The 26007-nt window shown below is 55.0% G+C and carries 25 protein-coding genes; 8 read left to right on the top strand and 17 right to left on the bottom strand.

Going from position 1 to position 26007, the window contains the following annotated elements; translation table 11 throughout:
* Nucleotides 1-2: 2 nt before the first annotated feature.
* From ccoG to ccoN, 5 genes are all read right to left on the bottom strand, one after another.
* The gene (gene ccoG, locus F6Y09_RS10620) at nt 3-1436 is read right to left on the bottom strand and encodes a cytochrome c oxidase accessory protein CcoG (protein WP_152206894.1); all 1434 of its coding nucleotides are present in this window, start codon (nt 1434-1436) and stop codon (nt 3-5) included.
* A 105-nt stretch (nt 1437-1541) separates the two neighbouring features.
* A complete protein-coding gene (gene ccoP / locus F6Y09_RS10615; RefSeq protein WP_152206893.1) occupies nt 1542-2432 on the bottom strand; it encodes a cytochrome-c oxidase, cbb3-type subunit III in 891 nt (296 codons plus the stop codon).
* The gene (locus F6Y09_RS10610) at nt 2429-2614 is read right to left on the bottom strand and encodes a cbb3-type cytochrome oxidase subunit 3 (RefSeq protein ID WP_152206892.1); all 186 of its coding nucleotides are present in this window, start codon (nt 2612-2614) and stop codon (nt 2429-2431) included. Before F6Y09_RS10610 ends, ccoP begins: the two co-directional genes overlap by 4 nt.
* 5 nt (nt 2615-2619) lie before the next feature.
* A complete protein-coding gene (gene ccoO, locus F6Y09_RS10605; RefSeq protein WP_152206891.1) occupies nt 2620-3228 on the bottom strand; it encodes a cytochrome-c oxidase, cbb3-type subunit II in 609 nt (202 codons plus the stop codon).
* Between the two features lie 14 nt (nt 3229-3242).
* Nucleotides 3243-4673: a cytochrome-c oxidase, cbb3-type subunit I gene (ccoN, locus tag F6Y09_RS10600; protein WP_152206890.1), complete on the bottom strand. Its 1431-nt coding sequence runs from the start codon at nt 4671-4673 to the stop codon at nt 3243-3245.
* 224 nt (nt 4674-4897) lie between these two features.
* Between ccoN and F6Y09_RS10595 the strand changes: the two genes are divergently transcribed.
* On the top strand, nt 4898-5548 hold the full coding sequence (locus tag F6Y09_RS10595) for an alpha/beta family hydrolase (RefSeq protein WP_246180466.1): 651 nt from the start codon (nt 4898-4900) through the stop codon (nt 5546-5548).
* Between the two features lie 136 nt (nt 5549-5684).
* Entirely contained in the window at nt 5685-6761 is a 1077-nt protein-coding gene (gene rlmM / locus F6Y09_RS10590) for a 23S rRNA (cytidine(2498)-2'-O)-methyltransferase RlmM (RefSeq protein ID WP_152206888.1), read from the top strand.
* On the opposite strand, the gene F6Y09_RS10585 is transcribed toward rlmM, so the two are convergent.
* The gene (locus F6Y09_RS10585; RefSeq protein ID WP_152206887.1) at nt 6762-7046 is read right to left on the bottom strand and encodes an antibiotic biosynthesis monooxygenase family protein; all 285 of its coding nucleotides are present in this window, start codon (nt 7044-7046) and stop codon (nt 6762-6764) included. It lies immediately after the preceding gene.
* A gap of 106 nt (nt 7047-7152) precedes the next feature.
* Between F6Y09_RS10585 and tusA the strand changes: the two genes are divergently transcribed.
* Nucleotides 7153-7389 (top strand): sulfurtransferase TusA, encoded by a 237-nt coding sequence (gene tusA, locus F6Y09_RS10580; RefSeq protein WP_152206886.1) that lies wholly within the window; start codon nt 7153-7155, stop codon nt 7387-7389.
* Here the strand turns inward: tusA and dsbD are convergent.
* Nucleotides 7373-9325, bottom strand: a complete 1953-nt coding sequence (gene dsbD / locus F6Y09_RS10575; RefSeq protein ID WP_152206885.1) for a protein-disulfide reductase DsbD — start codon at nt 9323-9325, stop codon at nt 7373-7375. The genes tusA and dsbD overlap by 17 nt on opposite strands.
* 196 nt (nt 9326-9521) lie before the next feature.
* Here dsbD and F6Y09_RS10570 point away from each other — a divergent pair, with 196 nt between their 5' ends.
* From F6Y09_RS10570 to pdxB, 3 genes are read left to right on the top strand one after another with little or no spacing between them, the layout of a single operon-like run.
* Nucleotides 9522-10094: an elongation factor P hydroxylase gene (locus F6Y09_RS10570; protein ID WP_152206884.1), complete on the top strand. Its 573-nt coding sequence runs from the start codon at nt 9522-9524 to the stop codon at nt 10092-10094.
* Nucleotides 10095-10134: 40 nt separating this feature from the next.
* Nucleotides 10135-11442: a DEAD/DEAH box helicase gene (locus tag F6Y09_RS10565; RefSeq protein WP_425481834.1), complete on the top strand. Its 1308-nt coding sequence runs from the start codon at nt 10135-10137 to the stop codon at nt 11440-11442.
* A gap of 16 nt (nt 11443-11458) precedes the next feature.
* Nucleotides 11459-12610, top strand: coding sequence for a 4-phosphoerythronate dehydrogenase PdxB (gene pdxB / locus F6Y09_RS10560; protein WP_152206883.1), 1152 nt, complete (start codon nt 11459-11461; stop codon nt 12608-12610).
* A 9-nt stretch (nt 12611-12619) separates the two neighbouring features.
* Here pdxB and F6Y09_RS10555 read toward each other — a convergent pair whose 3' ends face one another.
* The 3 genes from F6Y09_RS10555 to F6Y09_RS10545 all read right to left on the bottom strand — a co-directional run bounded on the left by F6Y09_RS10555 (nt 12620) and on the right by F6Y09_RS10545 (nt 15299).
* On the bottom strand, nt 12620-12802 hold the full coding sequence (locus tag F6Y09_RS10555) for a PA1571 family protein (RefSeq protein WP_152206882.1): 183 nt from the start codon (nt 12800-12802) through the stop codon (nt 12620-12622).
* Nucleotides 12803-12940: 138 nt separating this feature from the next.
* Nucleotides 12941-13828, bottom strand: a complete 888-nt coding sequence (gene htpX, locus F6Y09_RS10550; protein ID WP_152206881.1) for a protease HtpX — start codon at nt 13826-13828, stop codon at nt 12941-12943.
* Nucleotides 13829-14084: 256 nt separating this feature from the next.
* Nucleotides 14085-15299, bottom strand: a complete 1215-nt coding sequence (locus F6Y09_RS10545) for a pyridoxal phosphate-dependent aminotransferase (protein ID WP_152206880.1) — start codon at nt 15297-15299, stop codon at nt 14085-14087.
* A gap of 212 nt (nt 15300-15511) precedes the next feature.
* Between F6Y09_RS10545 and F6Y09_RS10540 the strand changes: the two genes are divergently transcribed.
* On the top strand, nt 15512-16009 hold the full coding sequence (locus tag F6Y09_RS10540; protein ID WP_152206879.1) for a glutathione peroxidase: 498 nt from the start codon (nt 15512-15514) through the stop codon (nt 16007-16009).
* Nucleotides 16010-16023: 14 nt separating this feature from the next.
* Here F6Y09_RS10540 and F6Y09_RS10535 read toward each other — a convergent pair whose 3' ends face one another.
* Together F6Y09_RS10535 and F6Y09_RS10530 are read right to left on the bottom strand one after the other, a co-directional pair.
* On the bottom strand, nt 16024-18360 hold the full coding sequence (locus tag F6Y09_RS10535; protein ID WP_343031102.1) for a hybrid sensor histidine kinase/response regulator: 2337 nt from the start codon (nt 18358-18360) through the stop codon (nt 16024-16026).
* Nucleotides 18361-18424: 64 nt separating this feature from the next.
* Complete coding sequence (locus F6Y09_RS10530) at nt 18425-19198, bottom strand: hypothetical protein (protein WP_152206878.1); 774 nt, start codon at nt 19196-19198, stop codon at nt 18425-18427.
* A gap of 275 nt (nt 19199-19473) precedes the next feature.
* Here F6Y09_RS10530 and F6Y09_RS10525 point away from each other — a divergent pair, with 275 nt between their 5' ends.
* Nucleotides 19474-20484, top strand: a complete 1011-nt coding sequence (locus F6Y09_RS10525; protein ID WP_152206877.1) for a LysR family transcriptional regulator — start codon at nt 19474-19476, stop codon at nt 20482-20484.
* Here F6Y09_RS10525 and F6Y09_RS10520 read toward each other — a convergent pair.
* From F6Y09_RS10520 to mnmA, 5 genes are all read right to left on the bottom strand, one after another.
* The gene (locus F6Y09_RS10520) at nt 20473-21438 is read right to left on the bottom strand and encodes a GNAT family N-acetyltransferase (protein WP_152206876.1); all 966 of its coding nucleotides are present in this window, start codon (nt 21436-21438) and stop codon (nt 20473-20475) included. The genes F6Y09_RS10525 and F6Y09_RS10520 overlap by 12 nt on opposite strands.
* The gene (locus tag F6Y09_RS10515) at nt 21435-22586 is read right to left on the bottom strand and encodes a cupin domain-containing protein (RefSeq protein ID WP_152206875.1); all 1152 of its coding nucleotides are present in this window, start codon (nt 22584-22586) and stop codon (nt 21435-21437) included. The genes F6Y09_RS10520 and F6Y09_RS10515 overlap by 4 nt, the downstream gene beginning before the upstream one ends.
* 2 nt (nt 22587-22588) lie before the next feature.
* Nucleotides 22589-23956 (bottom strand): adenylosuccinate lyase, encoded by a 1368-nt coding sequence (gene purB / locus F6Y09_RS10510; protein WP_152206874.1) that lies wholly within the window; start codon nt 23954-23956, stop codon nt 22589-22591.
* 141 nt (nt 23957-24097) lie between these two features.
* The gene (gene hflD / locus F6Y09_RS10505) at nt 24098-24739 is read right to left on the bottom strand and encodes a high frequency lysogenization protein HflD (RefSeq protein ID WP_152206873.1); all 642 of its coding nucleotides are present in this window, start codon (nt 24737-24739) and stop codon (nt 24098-24100) included.
* On the bottom strand, nt 24736-25914 hold the full coding sequence (mnmA, locus tag F6Y09_RS10500) for a tRNA 2-thiouridine(34) synthase MnmA (RefSeq protein WP_246180465.1): 1179 nt from the start codon (nt 25912-25914) through the stop codon (nt 24736-24738). Before mnmA ends, hflD begins: the two co-directional genes overlap by 4 nt.
* Nucleotides 25915-26007 lie beyond the last annotated feature (93 nt).

Raw genomic sequence — 26007 nt, 5'->3', positions numbered from 1 at the left:
TCTTACTGAGGGTTTGGACCCACGAAGCGGCTTTCGGTTTCAATGACCAGTGGTTCGCCCGCCGTCGATTCAATCCGGAAGGTCAACTCTGTGTTGCTCTCGGTAATGGCTTCCGGGTCCACTTCTACTACGGTCGGAATGGAGACGTTTTCACCACTGTTTACGGTTATGTCCGTCGTGGTCACAATGTTAGCGGTCTCCATTCCCTCAACACTGAGGCTGAAGTGTTGGGGCACTTCGGACAGGTTGGCTATTTTCAGGGTGTAAGAGTTTTCCACCAACCCGCGGCCGTTGTATTGAAACAACGAACCCCGATCCCGCAACACGTCCAGCTGAGCTGGCACCCGGGTCATAATGGTAAAAGCCAAGGCCCCTATCATCAGTGCCAGCAACGCGCCGTAACCAAAGGTTCTCGGCCGCAAAAGTCTGGACGGCATACCCTCGAGTTCGTTCTCGGCCGCGTAACGAATCAGTCCCTTCGGATAATTCATTTTTTCCATGACGTCATCGCAGGCATCAATACACAGGGCACAACCAATGCACTCGTACTGAAGGCCATCACGGATATCGATGCCGGTAGGGCAGACCTGCACACACAGGCCACAGTCAATGCAGTCACCCAGGCCCACCTCCGCTGGATCGACTCCTTTTTTGCGACCACCCCGGGGTTCTCCCCGGTTGGGGTCGTAGGAGACGGTGCGGGTATTCTGATCAAACATGACTGACTGGAAACGGGCATAGGGACACATGTAAAGACAGACCTGCTCCCGCATCCAACCGGCATTCATGTAGGTCGCGACCGTGAAAAAACCGACCCAGAAATAGGCCCAGCCGTTAGCGTTGAGGGTGATCAGATCAATGCTCAGATCCCGCACCGGGTAAAAGTAACCGACAAAGGTAAGTCCCGTTGCAAAAGCAATCAGCAGCCATACCGCGTGCTTCATGGTTTTCTTGATCACTTTCTCAGTGGAGCGGGGGGATTTGTCCAGCTTCATGCGCCGGTTGCGGCTGCCTTCGATCCGCTCTTCCACCCACATAAAGATAAAAGTCCAGACCGTTTGGGGGCAGGTGTAACCGCACCAGACCCGGCCAAACAGGGTGGTGATAAAAAACAGCCCGAACGCTGAAATAATCAACATGCCTGACAACAGAATGAAGTCTTTTGGGAAGAAGGTGGCACCAAACAGGTGGAATTCCCGTCCTGGCAAATCAAAGTAGATTAACGGCTGGCTGTCTATGGAGACCCAGCAAAAAAGGAAATACATGCCCATGAGTGCCCAGAGACTCACCGTGCGAATCTTCTGGAACAGTCCGTGGACTTCCTTTACGTATATTTTCTTGCGGCTGGCGTAAAGTTCTACCGTCTCGATCTTGTTGTTCTTGTTGGAGGCGTCAGTCGCGGGATCAATTTGTTTGACCGGAATATGACTGCTCATTTGTACCTCCCTCCCGGGAAAAGTCTTTTCAAGCCTGGGTCCTTAACGGCGGCCCCAGGCTTCAAAAGACTGGGCGAGCCACTTCACCGAAGTGGCTCGCCTCGATCAATTCGACAAGCTGAAGACGTATGCAGCTAGAATCTGAATCTGATCACTGCTTAGGCGATCGCTTTGCTTCGGCATGTTGTTTTGCCGACCGTAGAGCACTGTTTCCTCTATCCAGTCATAGGTGCTGCCATACAGCCAGGCGTCGTCTGTCAGATTGGGGGCACCCAGATCCGGGTTGCCTTTTGCTTCAGGCCCATGGCAACCGGCACATCCCTGAGCATAAACTTCTTTGCCTGCCTCAGCGGCTGCCTTGTCTTTTTCACGACCACTAAAACTCAGAACGTAGTTGACCACCTGGTCTACCTGTACCGAGGTCATGTTGGGCATGAAGCCTTTCGCCGGCATGTTGCCTTGCCGCCCGTTATTGAGGGTGTGAAGGATATCTTCTGGTTCACCGCCATATAACCAGGCATCGTCGGTCAGGTTGGGGAAGCCGATGGCGCCCCGCGCTGCCGAGCCATGGCAGACTGCACAATTATTGGCGAACAGCCGCTGACCCATCTGCATGGCTCTTCCGTTGTCGGCGAGCTTTGCTACCGGCACGCTACCAAACTCGGCGTAGATCTCGCTGTATTTGGCATCGGCCTGTTGCACTTCATTTTCCCACTGGGAATGCTGAGACCAGCCAAGAAATCCTTCAAAGTTGCCCAGCCCCGGATAGAGCGCCAGGTAACCAAGTGAGAAAACACAGCTGCCAATGAACAGATAGAACCACCATTTAGGCAGTGGATTATCAAGTTCTTCAATACCATCAAAAGAGTGGCCGGTGGTCCGGTCAGTCTCCTGGTCTGTACTCTGGCCTTTTCGTGTTGCCCAGAGCAACCACCAGCAGGCAAAAATGGTACCCAGAGTGATCACAGTGATCCAGAGGCTCCAGAAGGTACTCATTGCTTTTTCTCCGTCTTGTCCTGTTCCCGGGTACGCTGATCGATTTCGTCATCGTCGAATGGAAGGTTTGCAGCTTCATCATTCGATTTTTTGCGATGGGAGCTGTAGGCCCACCAGACGATACCGAAAAAGGCGATCATGACCAGAAGTGTCTGTATTCCACGTAGATCGTTAATATCCATAGGAATCACCGCTTCGTTGAAATCACTGTGCCGAGCTGTTGCAGGTATGCGACCAATGCTTCGATTTCATACTTGCCCTTGACGGCTTCGATTGCGCCTGCCACGTCTTCGTCCGTATAAGGCACGCCCAGGCGCTGGAAAACCTTCAGTTTTGCGGCAGTGTCGGTGTGGTCAACCTTGTTGTCGAACAACCAGGGGAAACCAGGCATGTTGGATTCCGGCACCACGCTGCGGGGATCATAAAGGTGCATGCGGTGCCAGGAGTCAGAATACCGTTCACCTACCCTCGCCAGGTCAGGACCGGTGCGCTTGGAGCCCCACAGGAACGGATGTTCATAGACTGACTCTCCCGCAACAGAGTAGTGGCCGTAGCGTTCGGTTTCGGCCCGGAAAGGTCGAATCATCTGGGTATGGCACACATGGCAACCTTCACGGATATAGATATCCCGGCCCTCAAGCTCCAGCGGAGTGAGCGGCTCAAGTCCCGCTACCGGCTCGTTGACGCTTTTCTGGAAGAAAAGCGGCACAATCTCAGCCAGGAAACCACCACTGATAACCAGAATAATAAGCACCGCCATGAGCCCGATATTCTTCTCAATAGTTTCGTGTTTCATCTCTGCTCTCTCTATCAGGCCGGTTGAACTGCTTGGTTATCCAGCGCAACGGCATCTTTCTGGCGGATGGTCATGCGAACGTTATAAGCCATAACCAGCATACCGAAGAGGAAAATCACGCCACCCAGGAACCGCACAAAGTATCCCGGTGTGGAGGCTTCAAGGGCTTCTACAAAACTGTAGGTGAGGGTGCCGTCATCGTTAATCGCACGCCACATGAGGCCTTGCATAATGCCGTTTACCCACATCGCGACGATGTAAAGTACGGTCCCAACCGTTGCCAGCCAGAAGTGAAGGTTGATCAGCGGCGTGCTGTACATCGCCTGAATACCCCATAGCTTTGGCACCAGATGATAGACGGCACCAATGGTAATCATTGCGACCCAGCCCAGGGCACCTGAGTGCACATGGCCGATTGTCCAGTCAGTATTGTGGGACAGAGCGTTGACGGTTTTGATCGCCATCATCGGACCTTCAAACGTCGACATGCCATAAAAGGACAATGAGACCACCAGAAACCGCAGGATCGGGTCGGTGCGCAGTTTGTGCCAGGCCCCGGACAGGGTCATCATGCCGTTGATCATGCCGCCCCAGGAGGGTGCCAGAAGAATCAGCGACATGACCATGCCAACGGTCTGGGCCCAGTCTGGCAGAGCGCTATAATGCAGGTGGTGGCCACCGGCCCAGACATAAGTAGCGATCAGCGCCCAGAAATGAACGATGGACAGACGATAGGAATAAACCGGCCGTCCAGCCTGCTTGGGCACAAAATAATACATCATGCCCAGGAAGCCGGCGGTCAGGAAGAAACCAACCGCATTATGGCCGTACCACCACTGAATCATGGCGTCGGTGACACCACTGTAGACAGAGTACGACTTGAACGCTGACACAGGCAGGGCAAGGCTGTTGCCAATATGCAATACAGCAACCGTCAGAATAAAGGCCCCATAGAACCAGTTTGCCACATAAATATGCGGGGTTTTACGCTTGGTAATGGTACCGAAAAACACCACCGCGTAGGTCACCCAGACCAGGGTAATGAGAATATCAATGGGCCACTCCAGCTCGGCATATTCTTTCGTGGAGGTGTAGCCTAACGGCAAGGTGATTGCCGCCGATACCAGCACCAGTTGCCAGCCCCAGAAGGTTGCTGCGGCGAGACCGTCTGAAAACAGTCGTGCCTGGCAGGTACGCTGCACCACATAGTAAGACGTAGCAAACAATGCACTGCCACCAAAGCCAAAAATCACGGCGTTAGTATGTAGCGGTCGGAGACGACCGAAATGAGTAAAGGCAAAATCAAGGTTGGCTGCCGGCCAGACAAGCTGCGCTGCAATCAGCACGCCGAGGCTCATTCCGATAATGCCCCATACCACCGTCATGATGGTAAATTGCCTTACCACCTTGTAGTTGTATGTCAGGTTTGAATTTACTGTGCTCATAGTCTTACCAGTGAGTTCAGGGTGGGAAAGATTCGGGCGCAAGTATGGAGAATCCGAATATTGTTTGCAATGACTCAGATCAAGTCACTATGCCGCTCAAATCAGCAACATGGGTGATTTTACCGATGTTTGAAATAGCTGTTTTTACAACCTTGTTTAGCGCATTTGGGATCAGTAGGTTAGCCTGACCCGTTCAATCTATGATAGTTGCTGTTGGAGCACCTGTGAAATACCTCGACTTGACGACAGAAGGAAGTGGAAAGTCGGTAATTTTACTCGCTCATGGTGCGGGTGCTCCGTCAGACTCCCCTTATATGAACAGTCTGTCGTTTGCGCTTGCTTCCCATGGTCTGACCGTGATCCGTTTTGAGTTTCCTTATATGAAGGCGCGCCGGGAGGATGGCCGCAAGCGACCGCCGGGGTCAGCGCTTAAGCTGCAGTCATTTTTTGTTGATGAGATCAGGCGTGTCAGAGAGATGATCGGCCCGGAACGACCACTTTTCATCGGGGGGAAGTCGATGGGAGGTCGCGTTGCGAGCCTGGTGATTGCTTCGGAGGCCCTTGAGGCCAGCGTTTCTGGTGCAGTGTGCTTCGGCTATCCATTTCATCCTCCCGGCAGGCCGGACAAATGGCGAACAGAGCATTTTCCAAATCTGAATCGTCCCTTATGTGTGCTGCAAGGCAGTCGCGACCCCTTTGGGAAACGCGAGGAAGTCATGGCGTGTCAGAATGTCACTTTGCATGCTGAGCTTCACTGGCTTGAGGGTGGGGATCACGACTTTAAACCGCTGCGCAGCCTGGGGACGACGCAACAAGCGCTGATTACCAAAGCGGCAGGAGAGGCCGGTCGCTTCATGATGGGCCATAGGTTGTGACATTCAGGTTTCCGTAGGGCAGCGTAAAGGCCAGTATCAGCAGAACAACTCTTATCCTGGTCAAAGACGTCAGCAGCCAGGACAAATATTGGCCGTCAGGCTGTCAAACAGTGTTAACTTCTCGATCAGGTGTTTTATGGATCAGATTATTGTGTTCTGCCGCCCGGGTTTTGAATCCGAGGTAGGTCGGGAACTTACCGATATGGCAGCGTTGTCGGGTATTTTTGGCTACTTCCAGCCCCAGCCGGGGGGTGGAAGTATCCGTTTTACCCTGAGTGGCGGGGAAAGTGCGGCGGAGCTGATGAATCTTCTGCCGTTGGAGCATCTGGTCTTCTGTCGCGACTGGTTCGAGTTACTTACCGAGGTCGGCCTTCCTGAGTCCGATCGTGTCGGGGCAATTATTCATGGGTTGCGTGATGTTCGCTCCCGATTAGCTGGCTGTAGTCGCGTTGAAACCCGGATTCCTGAGGAGAATGCAGACCATGATCTGGGCAATTTTGCCCGTAAGTGGACGGCGCCTCTGTCCAAAGGCTTGCGGGGGGCAGGGCTGTTAGGAGAGCCCTCCGCGAACCCTGATCACAACCGTCTCGAAATTTATCTGCCGGATTTCTCCTCCGCCTTACTCGGAATCAGTCATGCCGGTAACCGATCACCTTTCCCCGGCGGCATCCCTCGCCTTCGGGTGCCATCGGCCGCGCCGAGCCGGTCTGCAATGAAACTGGAAGAAGCGTGGAAAGTCTTTATTCCCGCAGAACGCACCCTCGATTTGCTGGGCGGTGGCAAAAAAGCGGTGGATCTGGGTGCGGCACCGGGTGGCTGGACCTGGCAACTGGTCAAGTACGGCATGCTGGTGACGGCTATTGATAACGGCCCGATGGAGCCCGATCTGATGGCCAGCGGTCATGTAGAGCATATTGAAGCCGATGGTTTTCGATGGCGGCCCCATCGCTCGGTTGACTGGATGGTGTGCGATATTGTTGATCAGCCTCGGAAAACCGCCCGACTGGCCGTTGACTGGTTTGCCGACCGCCTGTGTCGTTACAGCGTGTTCAACCTCAAACTGCCAATGAAAAAGCGGTATGAGGAGTGGCTTCTGTGCCGGCAGATTATTACCGAGGGGCTGTCTGAAGCCGGTATTCAGTATCGGCTGCAAGCCCGGCACCTTTACCATGACCGGGAAGAGATTACCTGCTTTATTGAACGTCTGGATTAGTCAGCTTTGTTTCAGTACCGTGATCTTCTCATCCTGATCCATCATCGGCATCAGCTGAGTCATCAGCTCCTTGCGTTCTTCGGAGTGGTACCATCGATGCCAGTCGGTGGTAGAGCGCCAGTTGCACAGGGTCAGTCGATGGTTAGGATCGTTAGCATCGACCAGAGTTTCACCTGAGACAAAGCCAGGGGCGCTGATGGCTTGCCGAAGAACGGATCTGGAGCATTCTTCATAGGCGGATTCCAGGGACTCGGCAATGTGACGTTCAATCAAAACCCGGATCATGTAGTACCTCGTTTCGCGCTAGACTGATTTTGTGGTTCTATATTTGATAGTTATAAACAATAATTTAGCATGTGGTTCTTGTTTCCCCAACTGCAGGAGTGATCTTTTGGACGAACCTGACTTCGATCTTGAGCTGGATGCCCGCGGCCTGATGTGCCCGGAGCCGGTAATGTTGTTGCACGGAAAAATGTCCGAACTGGTCGAGGGTGGCATATTGAAAATCGTCGCGACGGATCCTTCCACTACTCGTGACGTGCCGCGTTTCTGCCAGTTTCTGAACCATGAGCTGATGCTGGAAACCCACAGCGGAGAGGAGTTTATTTTCTTTATCCGGCGGGGTTAGCAATCGTGCTGCTCTGCAGATATCTGCTGGCGCCACCGAGGTGGTCGAGAAACTCATCGCGATCCATTTCGCCGAGTACTCTGAGGTTCTGAGCCTCTTTGCCGCCGGGCTGATAAAACAGAATAGCGGGCGGGCCGAACAGTCCCAGCTCATCAAGAAACTGCTGCTGCTCCAGTGTATTGTCTGTCAGATCAATTTGCAGCAGTGTGATCGGACCAAGTGCACCGATCACGGTCGGATCGCTGAAGACATTCCTTTCCATTATCTTGCAGCTGATACACCAGTCAGCGTAGAAATCCAGCATGACAGGTCGACCAGCTGCGGCAGCATTTTCGAGCTCCCTTCGAACATCCTGCGGGCTTTCCAGTCGGGTGAAGTCGGCGTGGACCACCTGGCCGGCCCCGGCAGAGCTCTGGTTCACCAGATAAGGAGCGAGCGGGCGCATCGGGTCATTCGCGCCGGAAATCGCGCCAGCCAGCAGGGCCAGGCCATAGACGAAAACAACCATGCCCAGACCTTTCCAGGTGCGTTGCCAGCCCGGCTTTGCGGCATCAAATGCGCCGAGCTGGACGCCGGTGATGGCGGCCAATAACCCCCAAAGCGTCAGGGCAATCCAGCCCGGCACCATGCGTTCGATCAACCAGATCGCGACAGCCAGCAACATCACACCGTAGAAGGCTTTCACCACATTCATCCAGGGGCCGGAAGCCGGCAGGAATTTCCTGCCTCCCACGGCGACCAGAATCAGGGGAATGCCCATCCCCAGGCCCAGCGCAAACAGGGCGATGCCACCTGCGACCGCATCCTGGGTGGTGCTGATATACAGAAGACTGCCAGCCAGTGGAGCCGACACGCAGGGCGAGACCACCAGGGCAGACACGGCACCAATCAGGAAGGTGCTGGCGACTCGTCCACCGGTCAGGTTGCTGCTGGCCTCGTTCAGCCGGTCCCGCAGAAAACGGGGTAACTGCAGGTCAAAGACGTTGAACATGGCTAAGGAGAACAGTACGAACAGGGTGGCAAAGGTCGCGAGCACCCAGGGCGACTGTAATTGCGCCTGCAGGTTAAAGCTTGCGCCAAGCAGACCGGTGATCACCCCTGCCGCAGCATAAGTCAGGGCCATACCCAGCACATAGCTGAAGGCAAGTAGCAGCGCATGAGCGGTTGTTTGGGTATTTCGGCTTGAGACCAGTGCGGAAATAATCGGCACCATTGGCAATACACAAGGCGTGAATGTCAGCCCGAGTCCGAGTGCCAGGAACACCAGTGCCACCACCGCCAGGGATTGCTGGGCCAGAAAGCCGGCAAGGCCGCTGGCGGAGCGGGTATCAGAAGGAGCTGATGGTGCTGGTAAGGTGATGTTGGTGGTGCGGGAGGCTGCCGCTGTGCTGACCGTGGGCTCGGCGTTCCCGGAACCTGCATAATAAAAAACATCCCGGGTCTGGGGCGGGTAACATAAGCCGGCATTTGCGCAGCCCTGATAGGTAACCTTCAACTGCGCCTCGCGAACACCATCGGGCAAGGTCACCGCAACCTGTGCGTCTACCGGATCATAGAGCACGGTTACCTTGCCGAAGAACTCGTCTTCGGTTTCCGTGCCTGCTGCTGAAAACACTGGTGGACCCAGTACAACGCCCTCAGTCTCGGAACGAACTGAAACCCTTTCTTTATAGAGATAGTGCTCAGGGGCAATGTCCCAGGACAACACGACGCCGTTGTTGCCGATAGTGAAATCGAACGGCAAGGCTTCATCCACAGGCAAGAAGCCATCGTTCGGGTCAGACGTCAGCCAGTTCGCCTGGACCGAAAAAGAGAGCAACAGAATAAACAGTGCGATCGTCGCGACAACGGTAACGTAAAGGGCGGAAAGCGGAAATCGATAGGCGCGTGCAATCCGATGTGTGGCGGACAGTTCAGGCTGTTGCGTTGGGGGCATAGTCTCGTCTGTTTGGTTGCTTGCGCCCGAAGGCTTGAATTATTCAGATTGTTACCGGCCTTTGGTAGATCTTCAAGGCAGTTCAGGTAACTTTTCGAGTAAGTTTCTGGTTAACTATTTCTGCAACTTTGAGTGACCGGTTGAAATAAAGTTCCCACTGGTATTGAACGCGCTAAAGTCGCACAATAGCGAACGCATGAGCCACCATTCGAACGATCTTATCATGCTGTTCAATGACTTGTTCCGGGGATCCTACCGGACAGTATTGGTCGGCGACGGCGATGAACCAGAATACATTCCTGCAGAAAGGCCAGACAGTCTTGCCAGGGTTGTGTTTACGCGCGACTATTTCTCCAGCGCGCTTCATGAAATCAGTCACTGGTGTATCGCCGGTTCACATCGCCGCACGCTTCTGGATTATGGTTACTGGTACTGCCCGGATGGCCGTACCGCTGAACAACAACAGGCGTTTGAACAGGTGGAAGTCAAGCCTCAGGCATTGGAATGGCTGTTTTCGATAGCAGCAGGCAAGGCCTTTCACCTCAGTACCGATAATCTGTCTGGGAGTGGGGCCGCAAACGCCACGGAATTTCGCCGTCAGGTTGTTTATCAGGCCAATACCTATTTCAGGAACCGCTTGCCGGTGCGGGCCGCATTGTTTCACCAAGCGCTGTTGGATTTTTACGGAACAGCACACCGGTTTATTGACGACTGGAACGCAGGGTGTAACGCCGAACCAGATTCGGTAGCTTGCTGCGTTACCGATTAAATGTGAATTGTCAGCCCGCTCAAGGGCTGTGGAGATACACGTGCCATCAGACACAACCCGAACAAACGCTCAAAGACCCGAAGTGCCGGTCGTTGAGGGCAAAACCCGCTTTGTTGATCTGGGTCTCGACCAGCGCTTGCTGGATGCGATTACCGATATCGGCTTTGAGTACTGCACACCGATCCAGGCGGAAACCCTGCCCGTTACCCTTGCAGGCAAGGATCTGATTGGTCAGGCCCAGACGGGTACCGGTAAAACAGCGGCTTTCCTGATCAACGGTATCCAGCGCATGCTGGAGAACCCTATTCCTGAGTCAGATCGGTTCGCCTCCGAGCCTCGGGTGCTGGCCCTGGCCCCGACCCGTGAGCTGGCCATGCAGATTGCCAAGGACGCTGAAGAGCTCTGTGGTTACACCGGTCACAACGTTGTGACGGTTGTCGGAGGCATGAATTACGATAAGCAGCGGGATCAGCTGCAAAACGAAGTGGTGGATATTCTGGTGGCGACGCCGGGGCGTCTGATCGACTTTTTGGGCTCCCAGGACGTGTTCCTTGACCAGCTTGACCTGCTGATTCTGGATGAGGCCGACCGTATGCTGGATATGGGCTTTATACCGGACGTCAAACGCATCATCCGTAAATGCACACCCAAGGAAAACCGGCAGACGCTGCTGTTCAGCGCCACCTTTAACCAGGATGTACTGAATCTTGCGTCCATGTGGACCGGTAATGCCGAGTTTGTGGAGATCGAACCCGAGCAAAAGACGGCCGAACGGGTTCAGCAGACCGTTTACTTTGTCGGTGGTGATGAAAAGCTGACGGTGCTGGTTAATTGCCTGAAGAAAGAGGGCGTGGAGAAGGCGCTGGTCTTTGCCAACCGTCGCGATCAATGCCGGGACCTGGACGAAGACCTCCGCAATCAGGGCGTCAAGACCGCGCTGATGTCCGGTGAAATTCCCCAGAACAAGCGTCTGAAGACACTCGACCAGTTCAAACGGGGAGACATTCAGGTCCTGGTCGCCACCGATGTGGCCGGTCGTGGTATCCATGTTGACGGGGTGACCCACGTATTCAATTACAATCTGCCAGACAGTGCGGAAGATTATGTCCACCGCATCGGGCGTACCGGACGGGCGGGGCAGAATGGTATATCCATCAGTTTCGCCAGTGAAGACGACGCCTTCTCCCTGCCAGCTATCGAGCGGTATATCGGTCAAAAACTGACGTCAAGTGTGCCCGAGGAAGATCTCATGGAACCGCTTGAACAACCAGTTATTGCCCGGCGTCGAGGCGGCAACCGTCGTCCTCCGGCAGCCCGCAACCAACGTCCGCGCCAGCGGCGAGCCTGAACGGACGGGATTGACCATGTTAATCGTAGCCGATGAGAACATCCCGCTGCTGGACGCGTTTTTCGAGGATATCGGACAGATTCGTCGGGTGTCCGGTCGTGATATGACCGCAGACGATGTGCGAAACGCCGACATACTGCTTGTCCGCTCGGTCACCCGTGTAGACGAAGCGTTATTGGAGGGAAGCGGGGTCAAGTTTGTCGGTACGGCGACCATCGGTACCGATCATGTGGACAGAGAGTATCTGGCCAGCCGTGAGGTGACGTTTTGCTGCGCGCCGGGTTGCAACGCAAACAGCGTGGTGGAGTATGTTCTCAGCGTGCTGTCGCTGTGGGCGGAGCGCACGGACCAGACCCATTGGACAGGCCGCAGTGTCGGTATTGTAGGCGCCGGCAATGTGGGTGGGGCACTCTGGCGCACACTTGTAAAGCTCGGATTCGATATCAAGGTGTGCGATCCGTTCCGTGAGTCAGAGGAGACAGACTCCAACCTGTTTGTCGATCTGGAGGAGGCTCTGGCCTGTGATGTGGTGAGCATCCATACGCCGTTGACCCATGATGGTGAGCATCCGACCTTCCAGATGATTGATGCCACAAGGCTGGCCGGAATGAATGCCGGTCAGTTGCTGATTAACAGTAGCCGGGGCGAAATCATTGACGAAACAGCCCTGCGTGAACGCTTGCAGCAGCCTGATGCACCGACAGTCGCCCTCGATGTGTGGGAAAACGAGCCGGACATCAGCCCCGAAACCTTGGCGCTTACCTGGTTGGCCACGCCCCATGTAGCTGGCTACAGCCTGGAAGGGAAGGTGCAGGGCACCGAGATGATTTACCAGGCGCTATGTCGTTTTCTCGGGTTGCCCGCGCGCAAGCGCAGCGGCCAGTTCCTGCCTGAACCCGCGCTTGCCAAGATTGCTTTCACCAGCTCTGCCCAGGCATCGGAGGCCTCCAGTACAGCAATTCGGGCCTGTTACGACCCCAGGCGGGATGATGCACGACTTCGAAACATGATGGCCACGGTGTCTGCTGAGCGAGGTAGGGAATTTGACCGACTTCGTCGGGACTATCCGGTGCGACGGGAGTTTTCCAGCGTCAAGATCCAGCTCAAAGGCACCAGCCGGTCTTTGCAGGACGTCTTCAAGGGCTTGGGCTTCAAGCTGAAACTTTGACTTCCAGCATCAGGACGATGCCTGATCGCGCTCCGATGGGTGGTTGGAGGACTCAACGATAGAATCCAGGGACTGGCGCACCATGGTATCGGTAATCGGCATTTCCTGACCGTCAGAAAGAATGATGGCGGCTCCGTTCATTAGATCCTCCGACTGCTGCTTTTGCTGCATCACTTCCTTTTTCTCCGTCATAGTGTTTCTCCAAGTGTCCATCTCAGACTAGCCCATGATTATGACTGAAAGATTACGTTCTAAGTGATCTTCCGAGGTTATTCTGGCGAGATATTGGGAATCTCGCCATCCTGCTTTGGCACAATATGGCAGAAAAGTTCAAGCCAAAACCGGGTTCTGTTTTAACGCGTCTATCCGTTTCTCCAGCGGTGGATGGGTCATGAACAGCGCGCTCAGGCCACCACGGGCCCCGCGATTAATGCCAAATGCCTGCAGGCTGTCCGGCATCTCATCGGGTATTTCGCTCTCCTGCTTCAATCGTGCAAGGGCACTGATCATGGCGCCCCGGCCCGCCAGTTGGGCCCCGGCGATGTCAGCGCGAAACTCACGGCGCCGGGAGAACCAGAACACAATAGTGCTGGCAAGAATGCCCAACACGATTTCCGCCACAATGCTGACGACAAAAAAGCCGATACCGTGGCCGCTTTCATTCCTGAAAACGACCCGGTCCACAAATGACCCGATAACCCGTGAGGCAAAGATAACAAAGGTGTTGACCACCCCCTGAATGAGCGCGAGCGTAATCATATCTCCGTTGGCCACGTGTCCGATTTCATGGCCGAGTACTGCCTGAATTTCATCCTTGTTGAAACGATGCAGCAAGCCTTCGCTGACCGCAACCAGGGCATTGTTTTTGTTCCAGCCGGTTGCGAACGCATTGGATTGCCTGGCCGGAAAAATCGCGACCTCTGGCATACCAATACCCGCCTGTTTGGCCATCTGGGCCACGGTATCCACCAGCCAGCGCTCAGCAGGCGTGCGAGGGTTTTCGATTACCTTGGCCCTGGTGCTCCATTTGGCCATGGGTTTTGAAATCAGCAACGATATGAACGAGCCCGCGAAGCCGAAAATACCCGCGAAGATCAGCAGGGACTCATAATTGATGCCGTACTGGGTCAGGTAGCTGTCGACACCGAGTATACGAAGGGTAAAACTGGCCACCAGAATGACCGCAAGGTTGGTGGCCAGAAACAACAGTATTCTCATGGACTGGTACCTCGGAATTCAATCAGTGAAGGTGCGGACCGCCTCGTTCGGGTTTGGTACCATCATTGGGTTTTGGTCGCACTGAATCAACAGGTTTACAACGTTTTAATCAACTTTAGGCTTCGGGAAGCGTCAGGAACCGTTGAGAAAAGTGGCGCGGACCACGTGGCGGATGCGGGCCGGAATACCGTTGCGCAGCGCCTCCCCTATAAATATAGAACTCTTCAGCATGAATGTCCGCCATAAAAACGCTGGCCTACTGCTGATAGGTCGCCAGGAAATGCGCCAGGCGCTTGATGGCGTCTTCAAGCGCGTCTTCCCTGGGCAGGAAAACAACCCGAAAATGTTGTTTGTCCTCAATATTGAAGGCCGAGCCCTGAACCAGTAGGATTTTTTCCTGCACCAGAAGGTCAAGAACCAGGCGTTCGTCATTCTGGATCGGGAACCGCTTCGGGTCGAGATGGGGGAACAGGTAGAGCGCACCCTTGGGCTTCACGCAACTGACACCCGGGATATCATTCAGAAGTGACCAGGCGGTTTCCCGTTGCTCATAGAGGCGCCCGCCGGGGGCCACCAGGTCATTAATTGACTGGTAACCGCCGAGCGCTGTCTGGATTGCGAGTTGCGCCGGAACATTGGCACACAACCGCATGGAGGCGAGCATATCAATACCTTCAATCAGATCCCGGGCTTTGTGTTTGGCGCCACTGATGATCATCCAGCCTGACCGGTAGCCTGCGGCCCGGTAGTTCTTGGACAGGCCGTTGTAAGTAAAAAACAGCACGTCGTCGGCCAGTGAGGCGGTAGAGACGTGTTCTACGCCGTCATAGAGAATCTTGTCATAGATTTCATCCGACAGAACAATCAGGTTGTGCTGACGAGCGAGTTCTATGACCTGCTCCAGCAGTTCGGTGGAATAGACAGCTCCGGTCGGATTATTGGGGTTGATCAGAACAATGGCTCGGGTGCGGGACGTCAGCTTGCTCTTGATGTCGTCAATATCCGGGTACCAGTCCTGCTTCTCATCGCAGCGGTAGTGCACGGGCTTGCCGCTGGAAAGTGTTACAGCCGCGGTCCAGAGTGGGTAATCGGGTGCCGGGATGAGAACTTCGTCGCCGGTGTTCAACAGTGCCTGCATGGACATGACGATCATTTCGCTGACGCCGTTACCCAGGTAGATGTCATCGATATCCACTTTGTCGATACCCCGCTGCTGGCAATAGTGCATCACCGCTTTGCGGGCAGAGAACAAACCCTTGGATTCCACGTAGCCCTGAGCGGAAGGCATGTTGTAGATCACGTCCTGCTGGATTTCCTCGGGCACATCCAGATCAAAGGCGGCCGGATTACCGATATTGAGCTTGAGCACCCGGTGACCTTCCTCCTCCAGGCGACGCGCCTCACGCAGAACCACGCCACGTATTTCGTAACACACGTTATCGAGCTTGGCGGACTTCTTGTAGTTCTGCATAAACGGACACTTCCTGAGTCTGGGGGCGAAACCCGTATTCTAGCGGAGCACGAGGCGCCGGTAACAGGTCAATGGTGATGAATTGTGATGAAAAATGGCACGAATTCCATGGATTTACCAGTCACCGATTGGTGATTTGACCCAGTAACAGGCAAAATAATTGATTGAGCAAACTGTGCGCAACATAATTTTGAATACTCCAAGGGGAAAATATGACCTCCGCTCTTTATGACATTGACGTCCAGGATATCAGTGGTCAGCAACATTCATTGGCGGACTATAGCGGCCAGGTGCTGCTGATCGTGAACACTGCCAGTAAATGCGGGTTTACGCCGCAGTTTGAAGGTTTGCAGTCGCTTTACTCCGACTTCAAGGAAAAAGGCTTCAGCGTACTGGGGTTTCCCTGCAACCAGTTCCTGAATCAGGACCCTGCAGATAACGATGAGATCAGTCAGTTCTGCAGGCTGAACTATGGTGTCGACTTCCCGATGTTTGCGAAGATCGAAGTTAACGGTCCGAACGCGCATCCGCTCTATGAGTTTCTCAAGTCCGGAGCGAAAGGCCTGCTTGGTTCCGAGAAGATCAAATGGAACTTCACTAAATTTCTTATTAACAGGGAAGGGCAGGTAGTGAAGCGCTATCCTCCAACCGCCAAGCCGGAATCAATCCGGGGCGATATCGAGAAGTTGCTCGCTTCTGCGCCAGCTTGAGGCCAGTCAGGCTGTTAGTGATCCTGAGGGCGCGCCCAACGCTCGATCGTTTTCTTCAGCCCCTGCCTGTCATAGGGTTTGGTAATGTAATCATTCATTCCTGCCGCGAGGCAATCGTCTTTATCACCCTGCATGACATTGGCCGTAATGGCGATGATGGGGAGGCGCTGCCAGTCGGGGTTCTGGCGGATTTGGCGGGTGGCTTCATACCCGTCCATGACAGGCATCTGACAGTCCATCAGCACCATATCGTAATGGCCGTTGGTCAGCGCGGCGATCGCTCGCTCTCCGTTCTCGGCGAGGTCTACGCTGAAGCCCAGTTTTTTAAGAATGCCGCTTGCGACAATCTGGTTGACCCGATTGTCTTCGACAAGTAACAGGCGCAGGTGTTGCGCGGGACTTTCTTCGTCACTTGCAGGTAGCGCGGCCGATGATATCGCTTCGATGCCACCAGCCGCACGGTAAAGCGTCCGATGAAGCTCCCGGCGCCGCAACGGCAGCGCCAGGACTTGCCAACTCTGACGAAGCGGCAGTTGGCTGCGTTGCTCAAGCACAATCACCTGACTGGCTCTCCATTGGTCCGCAATTTCAAAGGCACCCGGTTCAGCAAGATCTATAATCAATACCGCCTGATAGTCCGGGTTCAGATCGTTATCCGTAATGTCATCGATATTTCGCAGCGACAGATTCCAGCTGTGTAACTGTCGCTCGACCGGTATTCGGTGGGGGTTGTTGTGGGGCACGACGAGATAAACGCCATTGGTTTTGAGCGTCGCGGGTATCTCAAATACCGGTGTCTCTGACGGATGAACCGGTAAGGGTAGCAAAACCGTGAAATGTGTGCCCTGCTTCTCCTCTGATTCCACCAGGATCTGGCCGTGCATACGTTCAACCAGTTGCCGGCACAGTGTCAGGCCCAGGCCGGTTCCACCATAGCGGCGGGTCGTGTCGGACCCGGCCTGGGAGAAGGGTGCGAAAATGCGCCGCAGCCCGTCATCGGACATGCCGATGCCCGTATCAATGAGGTCGAGCCGCACATTGCCCCCGGTCTGTGTGACCCGAATCCTGACTTCTCCCGCGTCCGTGAATTTGATGGCATTGCCGAGCAGGTTGTTGATAATTTGCCGGGTACGCGTCGGGTCGCCAAGAAAGCTCTCAGGCAAACCCGGTTCGATGTCTACAACCAGTTCGATGCCTTTTCGCACTGATTGTTGAGAATGCAGAGTTGCGCACTCTTCCATCAGGGTCCGGAGATCGAAAGGGATGGCTTCGAGGTTTAGTTTGCCCGCCTCTACCTTGGAAATATCGAGGATGTCGTTCAACAGCCCCAGCAGGCTTTGGCCGGCATTCTGTGCGATTTCAAGCCGATTGCGCTGGCTGGCTTCCAGCTCGCCTTCCAGTGACAGGCTCAGCATACCGAGTATACCGTTCAGCGGGGTGCGGATTTCATGGCTCATGCTGGCAAGAAAATTGGCGCGTGAGCGCGCTCGCCGCACGGCGTCTTCCTTGGCCCGAATCAGGGCCCGGTTGCCTCGTTGTAAGGCTTCGTTCTTATCGGATATTTCGCGGGTACGATCATCCACTTCTTTTTCCAGCTTGCCGGAGTAGTTCTTCATCTCGCTTTCGGCGGCGCGGAGCTGATCGAGGCTTGAGTCTATGGTGTCCAGGTGCCGGTTGATAATGCCCACCATCTGTCCGATTTCGTCCTCTTCATGGTTGTGGGGGACTGGCAGGCGAACTTTTTCCGGGGTCTTGGGTTCAACCGCACTCAGCGTTTCGATAACGCGAAGCATCGGTTTGGTCAGCATAAAATAAAAAACAATCAACAGCATGACCGAAAGTGCGAGACTTTTAACAAAGCCGAGAACAATGGTGTATCCCGCGCGGCTCAGGAATTCGGTTCCATAGTGATAGGTATCGATGGTGATGGTCAGACTGCCCAGGGGTATCTCGGCCAGCTGGGGCACCCGGAGATCGGTTGAATAAAATCGGCTGGGCTCGAAAAGCATATCGCTGAGCCAGCGATAGCGCGATTGGGGACTGCTACGGCTGGCGGCGGCGAGAGTACGGTTTTCAGAATCGACAATACGGGCGTCGACAATAGCCGGGTGCTTGATCAGTCCGTCCAGCAATTCTTCTGCCAGGCGGGCGTCAATATTATAGGCGATCTGGGAGGCCGGGCTGTGGCTGATTTCCATCAGCGCCTGGATCTCGCTGCTCATGTTCGCGCGAGCGTGGACATAGTCCAGCGTAACCTGGCCAATATTGAGAACAAAGCCTACCAACATGGCCAAAAGCACGGTATTTCGTGTCAGCCTGAAGGAAAGACGCTTGTTGAATGCGGTTGTCAAAACCTGCTACATCCCTGTTTTTCTGCCTGAGATCAAAGTAATCCCTCGAATCAATAGCTGGCCGTTATTTGTCGTAATCGGCCATCTTTTTCCATTCATCGTCGTGCAGGAAAGTGTCCCACTCTTTATCCATTCGACGTTGCTTGTCGGATGAGTCACTGGTGGAACCGCCGGCCATCAGCGCTTCCAGTTCCTTGATGCGGGTCCGGAAGCTTTTGACGGCTTTAAGCGCCAGCGGGTTATCGCTTGATTTGCCCAGCTCGGTACTGGCCAGGTGATAAGCGTGGATCGCTTTGCGAAGCTGGTCCTGGCGGATGAATTCCCGGGCCTGGAAAACATGCAGATCGGCATGGGTTTTATGTACAAGGAACAAAACATATTTCAGATTCTTTTTCGCCACCGCGCCATCAATGCGGCGGCTTTTATGAAGAGACTCAATCAGTTTGAAAAGACTCTGCAGTAATTCTTTCACATAAGCGGATTTTTCGGGGGAGTCAATTTTGACCGGAGCCCGCTGATCATTACCCTCGACAACTTTCTGTTTCAGCTGTCGGGCTTCGCTCAACCACTGGGTGGCAGGCAACTGGGTTTTCAGGTTGGCGAGCTCACCACAGATCTCTTCTATGCGGGTAAGAAGCAGCAGCTTGAGGTCGGCGGTCAGATACTGGCCGGGAATTTCATTGAGCAAACGATTGGTGCGGTTATAGCTGTCTTCCAGAGCCGTTACTTTTCGCGCTCGCTCCAGTTTGGCCCGTTCCCGCATTTGGCTGAGGACAACGAGGCCAATGGAGACGAATACGATAACAGCAAAAAATATAACAATTGTTGTTGTATCCATGCAGTCTGACGCTACCTTCGCTGTTGGTTAGCCATGTCTGCCGTCGTGAGCCATTACGTGCGCACTGGGTTCGGCAAGTGTCCGAAAGGTTAGCAGAAATTCCCCATATAATCCGTTAGCAGATGTTAACAGCCAGAGCTGGTTTGCGATCTCTTTATTTTGGCAAACGATCACGACAGCCTCTTTGTATCAGCCTTTTTTATTGGTAACCTTGCTAGTATTCATTTCAGAAATGCAGCCACTTTCTCAAGTGTTGCGACAAGGGCGGGCGCAGGATGGATATTTCTCGGGTGGATCTTAATCTGCTGGTGTATCTGGACGTGTTGTTACGGGAAAAGAACGTCACCAAGGCGGCAAACCATCTCGGCATCACCCAGCCCGCCATGAGCAATGGCCTGCGCCGGTTGCGGGACCTGTTTGGGGACCCGATACTGGTGAGAACCAGCGAGGGCATGACGCCAACGGAACGGGCAGTGAAGCTGCAGCCGCTGGTGAGAAGTATTTTGTCCGATATCGAACAGGCAGTGCAGGAGAAGACACCCTTTGCTGCCATGGAAAGCCAGCGGGTTTTCCGCATTATGGCCAGCGACTATGCCGAATCCTGTCTGATGCCTCGTGTTCTGCGACGTATTCGACAGGAAGCGCCGCACGTCACACTCGATGTGTTAACACCCAGCGACGTCAGCTTTCTGGATGTCGAGCAGGGCCGACTCGACATGGCGATCAACCGATTCGACAAGATTCCCCAATCGTTCCATCAAAAGACGCTCTGGACGGAATATTTTGCCTGTCTGATGAATGCTGATAATCCCATACTCAGGCAGCCCTTTACCCTGGATTCCTATCTGGAAGCGAGCCATATCTGGGTCAGCAAAACCGGGTTCGGTGTGGGTGTCGGGGTCAACCCGAAAGATGTGCAGCGGCTGGGCTGGGTGGATGAAGCGCTCTCCCGGATGAACCGCAAGCGCCGGATATCGGTATTCACCCGGCATTATCAGGTGGCGATGTTGCTCGCAGAACAACACGACCTGATTGCGACTCTGCCGAGCCGGGCAGCCTGGCTGCAGAAGGATAATCCTGGCCTGGTGGTCAAGGTACCGCCGTTTGATATTCCCCCGTTTGAGCTGAAGATGGCCTGGAGTCCGTTGCTGCAGCACAATTCAGACCATCAGTGGCTGAGGCGGGTGATCATCGGGGTCGCAGAAGAAGTGGATACAGAATTTGCGCCGTTCGGGCGGCAGTTTGAAGCGCCTGATGGTTACATGTCGAGCCACTCAGAGCGGTAACTGACGCAACTCCAACGATGGACTCCCAGATTCCCACATCCGCTGGAAATTGTCGGCCAGGCGTTTTACGTGCCCCGGTGCCGAGAAATTCGCAAAGCCTTCTGCCGTGTCAAAACCATGACGATAAACCAGCGCCGACCGGTCAGCCAGCATGAAGGGCTGGCTTCCGCAGGGATGATCCGGGTTGACCAGACGCAGCTCGATCTTGCTGGGGAGCCTACGCATGAGCTCGACGATCTGATGCCGGCGTTTTACCAGTGGTTTGTCATCGTGAATCAGCAGCTTTACTTCGCTTAACCGGTGGCGACGGGCCAGGGCGGACAGGATTTCCCGGAAACGGTGACGGTCGTAAAGATCATGCCCAAGAGTCTGGTCGTAAAGCCACAGCCTTTGCCTGGCCTGATTGACCACCGAGTCGGACAGCGCAACCAGGTTTGCCTCGGAATCGAACAGCCAGGCTTCGTCGTCATGCCCCATCACCAGGGGCTTGGTGCGGTGCTCCCATTGCGATGTCACCAGTGCTGGTGCGTAACAGCGCATGTCAACGTGCTGGATGCCAGCATCCTCGTAAGGCATAGAGCACACGTGAAAGCCTGCACGCTGATAGAACGCCACGGCGGCAATCTGGGCGGAGAGATAGAGATCCGGACAGTCCGATGCCGCTTCCCGAATCATGTGTTGTAGCAACTGCTCACCAACACCTTGTCTACGGTACGCTGGCAACACTGCCATGCGACCGATGTTAGCGGTTTGCGTAAGGGAGGGGAACATCCGGGCCACGGCAACCGGAGTGTTGTCCGGAAGCAGAGCGAGGAAATGATCCGCGATGCTGTCGGTGTCGTCCCATTCCATCTCCGGAGGCACGCGTTGCTCGTCAATAAAGACGCTCTGCCGGATTTCCTTGACCACCTCTGGAACCAGTTGCCAGCTGTATTTGCGGATTCTGAGCGTCATTCCAGTATCAGATTTCCCTGGTTGTACAAGGCGGTGATAAGGCCCAGCAAGGTCTCGTCTTTGAGGTAGCCAGCCATGACATCGGTATCAAGCCGGTTGCCGCGGCACAAAACGGGTGCCAGACCACGGGCATCGCCCCGCAGCAGATACCGCTCCCCGTCGACAAAGAGCGCGGTTTCACCTTCAAACTCATGGTAGGCAAAGCGCGAACCCTCGTTCCATCGCAAGTTTGCACCGTCTTCAATCTCTGCCAGCAAAGCGTCGGGTGTGACCGGTGACTCTGGTGCCATAATGATGCTGGTGGATTTTGGCATGGTGGCGTACTGGCCAAACCAGTAGGCAAGTTGTTTGAGGTCACCTGTGTACCGGGCGATCACATCGCCGAGGTTGCGGATGACCTCCGGGGAAATGGCGCCGGGGTTTTCCGGGCATTGAAGTTCCGGATCTGCAAGCGGTTTGTTGGTCTCGGGCTGAGCGCAGAGAAAGTCGGTGAAGCCGGTTAACACGTCGTCCACGGACGGGGCCCGGAAACCCACGGAAAGCGTGATGCAGTCGTCTTTGGCAATGCCGTGGTGGCCGACTCCCGGTGGCAGATACAGCATGTCCCCCGGGGCCAGTGTGACGGTTTCTTCTCCCTGCCAGCGGCTGAGAATCCGTAGGGGCGTGCCCTCTACCCGGGGCGAGGTTTCGTCGCAATGGCCGCCAAATTCCCAGCGGCGGTAACCCTCTGCCTGCAGCAGGAACACGTCGTACTGATCAAAGTGCGGACCCACGCTGCCACCGGCGGGGGCGTAACTGGCCATGATGTCGTCCAGCCGCCAGTTGGGCACGAAACGAAAGGCTTCCAGAAGATCAGCTACCTCGGGAACCCAGTGGTCCAGACCCTGAACCAGCAGCGTCCAGTGAGTCTCCGGCAGTTGCTCGAAGCGCTCGGGAGGAAATGGCCCGTTCTCAAGTTGCCAGGGTTTGCCGTTATCATCTTCAATCACAATGCGGGATTCGACGCTCTCCTCGCAGGCCAGTCCGGCCAGTTCATCGGCTGATACAGGGCTGGTAAAGCCGGGGAAAGCCTGGCGGATGACAAGAGGTTTCTTCTGCCAGTAGTTCCGCAGGAAGATGTCTGCTGAAAGGCCGCCGGGAATGTCCATGGTCAGATGTTCCGGGCCTGGTCTTCCGCATTACCGGCATAACGGGCCGGTGTCAGCGTGCGTAATTCCGCTTTTGCCGCTTCCGGGATCGCCAGGCTTTCCACAAACGCTTTGATAACCTCCGGCGTCATGGCTTTGCCACGGGTCAGCTCTTTCAGTTTCTCGTAGGGTTTCTCGATGTTATAGCGACGCATCACCGTTTGAATCGGCTCCGCCAGCACTTCCCATGCATGGTTGAGATCATCATCCAGCCGGCCGGGATTGATTTCCAGCTTGCTCAGGCCTTTGAGTGTCGCCTCATAGGCGATCAGGCTGTGAGCGAATCCGACGCCCAGGTTGCGAAGCACCGTCGAGTCGGTCAAGTCGCGCTGCCAACGGGAAATCGGCAGCTTTGCCGACAGGTGACTGAACAACGCGTTGGCGATGCCTAGATTGCCCTCGGAGTTCTCAAAATCAATCGGATTGACCTTGTGAGGCATGGTGGATGAGCCCACTTCGCCTTCCACGGTCTTCTGCTTGAAGTAGCCCAGGGAAATGTAGCCCCAGATATCGCGATCAAGATCAATCAGAATGGTGTTAAAGCGGGCGATGGCGTCGTATAGCTCGGCGATGTAGTCGTGGGGCTCTATCTGGGTGGTATACGGATTCCAGTCGAGCCCCAGCCCTTCGACAAACTGCTGTGCATTGGCAGCCCAGTCAATATCCGGGTAGGCGGAAAGGTGAGCATTGTAATTACCCACCGCCCCGTTGATTTTACCCATCAGTTCCACCTGACGAATCTGTTTGATCTGCCGGCGCAAACGATGCACCACGTTGGCGAACTCCTTGCCGACCGTTGAGGGTGAAGCCGTCTGGCCATGGGTGCGGGAAAGCATGGGTTGGCCAGCGTGTTCGTGGGCCAGCGCAGCAAGTTTGTCGATGACGCGATCCATGGCTGGCAGCAGGCCCAGATCGAGCCCCTCACGCAGCATCAGCGCATGGGACAAATTGTTGATGTCTTCGGACGTGCAGGCGAAGTGAACAAATTCGGTGACCGCGTGAAGTTCTGGCACGCCAGCGATTTTGTTCTTGATAAAGTATTCCACTGCTTTTACGTCGTGATTGGTGGTGCGCTCAATGTCCTTGATGCTGGCAGCGTCGCCCAGATCGAAGTCGCTGACAAGGGCATCCAGTGCGTCATTGGCGTCGTCGGAAAAAGCCGGCACCTCAGAGATCTGCGGGTGGGAGGCCAGTTGCTGCAGCCAGCGTATTTCAACGGTTACCCGGTTTCTGATCAGGCCGTACTCACTGAAAATGTCGCGGAAGACGCGCACTTTTTCTCCATAGCGGCCGTCGACCGGAGAAATGGCAGTCAGGGCAGTGAGTTCCATCGAAAAACCTCGCAGTTCATAACGGCTGACAGGCCGGGCAAATAGTGACAATGCCAGCCCACAGACCTGTTGGTTTAAAAGTCAGTTGGTAACAACAGTTGGTAAAAAGGTGCCATATAATACACCACTGATGGACGGTGTTCAGTGGTAAACGGATTCGTTCGCCTTTTCAGCCAGTTCCCGGGCGGTGGCGATAACTTTCTTGCGATTGAAAATAAGGTGCCAGCGTCGGCCACCGGTCTGGCGCCAAAGCACGGCAGAACGGATGCCCGCGAGCAGCAACGCGCGGACCTTGGCGGCGTTTTCCTCGACCCGAAGCTGGTTCGGATCACCGGTTACCTGAATGCGCAGCTTGAAAGTGCTGATGGTATCGGCGTAGATCGATGCCAGGTTACTCGTCAGGTTGCGGTGCCCGTAACCGAAGTGGTTTGCGGTATGGCGGGCCTGTTCGATGCGGCTGGAGATCACATCCAGCATATCGTTGCGCTTGTTGAGCTTGGCTTCGAGCTGGATCAGGTTGAGGCCATAACGCAGGATTTCCATGTCCTGCTGTTTGCTCTGCTCTCCCAGCACGCCGGCGAGGGCGTTGAGACCTTCGCGCAGATCTTTCAGCTCGCCATAAACCGCCAGCGTTGATTCCGGATTAGTGGCAAAGAGTGACCGAATGCAAGCCTCAAAGGTCGAGTTCGAGCATTGGCCCTGATGGGCAATTTGTTGTACGAGGGCTGCAGCCTGGAAAATACCTGCAAGCGCCAGTGTCTGTTCCTGGATGGATCGGCTCAAGAGAATGCGCCTGTTGTTGGGGTTACTTCATCGCCACTGGCGGGTTCGGACTCGCCATCCCGCCAGGTTTGCTCGATTACGCCGCCACCGAGACAAACGTCGCCCTGGTAGAACACTACGGACTGGCCAGGAGTGACGGCGCGCTGGGTGTCATCAAATACAACCCGGACACCGTCTCCGTGGATGCTGACGTCACATGCCTGATCAGGCTGACGGTAGCGAGTCTTGGCCATGCAGCGGAAGTTTCCGGCTGGTGGCTCACCGGCCACCCAGTCCACTGGCCCGCCGATCAATCCGCGGGAGAACAGGAGTGGGTGCTGTTTGCCCTGGACCACAACCAGTACATTGCGGTCCAGGTTTTTCTCCGCCACGTACCAGGGCTCGTGGCCAAACTCGCTCATCCCACCGATGCCCAGCCCCTGGCGCTGTCCGATAGTGTGGTACATCAAACCCTGATGGCGCCCGATAACCTGTCCATCCGGTGTTTCGATATCGCCGGGCTGGGCCGGAATGTACTGCTTCAAAAAGTCCCTGAACTTGCGTTCACCGATGAAACAGATGCCGGTGGAATCTTTCTTGTCGTGGGTGACAAACCCTTGTTCGGCTGCTATGCGCCGAACTTCCGGCTTCTCGATTTCGCCTACCGGAAACAGGGTTCGGGCAATCCGGTCACCAGACACTGCGTGCAGGAAATAACTCTGGTCTTTGTTCGGGTCCAGACCTTTAAGCAGCTGTGTGCGGCCACCGCCGTCAGCAAGGGTGTGCTGGCGGCTGTAGTGACCGGTGGCAATATAATCAGCGCCCAGAGTAACGGCATAATCCAGAAACGCCCGAAATTTGACCTCCTTGTTGCAGAGGATATCCGGGTTGGGGGTACGACCGGCCTTGTACTCGGAGATAAAATGCTCGAACACCCGGTCCCAGTACTCGGCCGCAAAACTGGCGGTGTGCAGGGTGATGCCAATTCGGTCTGCCACGGCCTGTGCATCTGCCAGATCGGTCATGGCGGTGCAGTATTCAGTGCCGTCGTCTTCATCCCAGTTTTTCATGAACAGACCTTCGACCGCGTAACCCTGGTCTTTCAGAAGCCAGGCTGCGACAGAAGAGTCCACGCCGCCGGACATACCGACAATGACACGGGTTTGCCCGGGGGCTGTGTTTAAAGCAGAAGTCATAAACGGCTCTGACATAACATCGGAAATCAGGCCTCAACGCCATCCGGCCGCTGAGACAATGGTCTGGATTCAAGCGGCAAAGTTTATCACTTT

The sequence above is a fragment of the Marinobacter changyiensis genome (assembly GCF_009193265.1).
Taxonomy (GTDB): Bacteria; Pseudomonadota; Gammaproteobacteria; order Pseudomonadales; family Oleiphilaceae; genus Marinobacter; species Marinobacter changyiensis.
The sequence above is the reverse complement of the archived record's forward strand: the minus strand, read 5'-3'. Positions and strand labels throughout refer to the sequence as shown.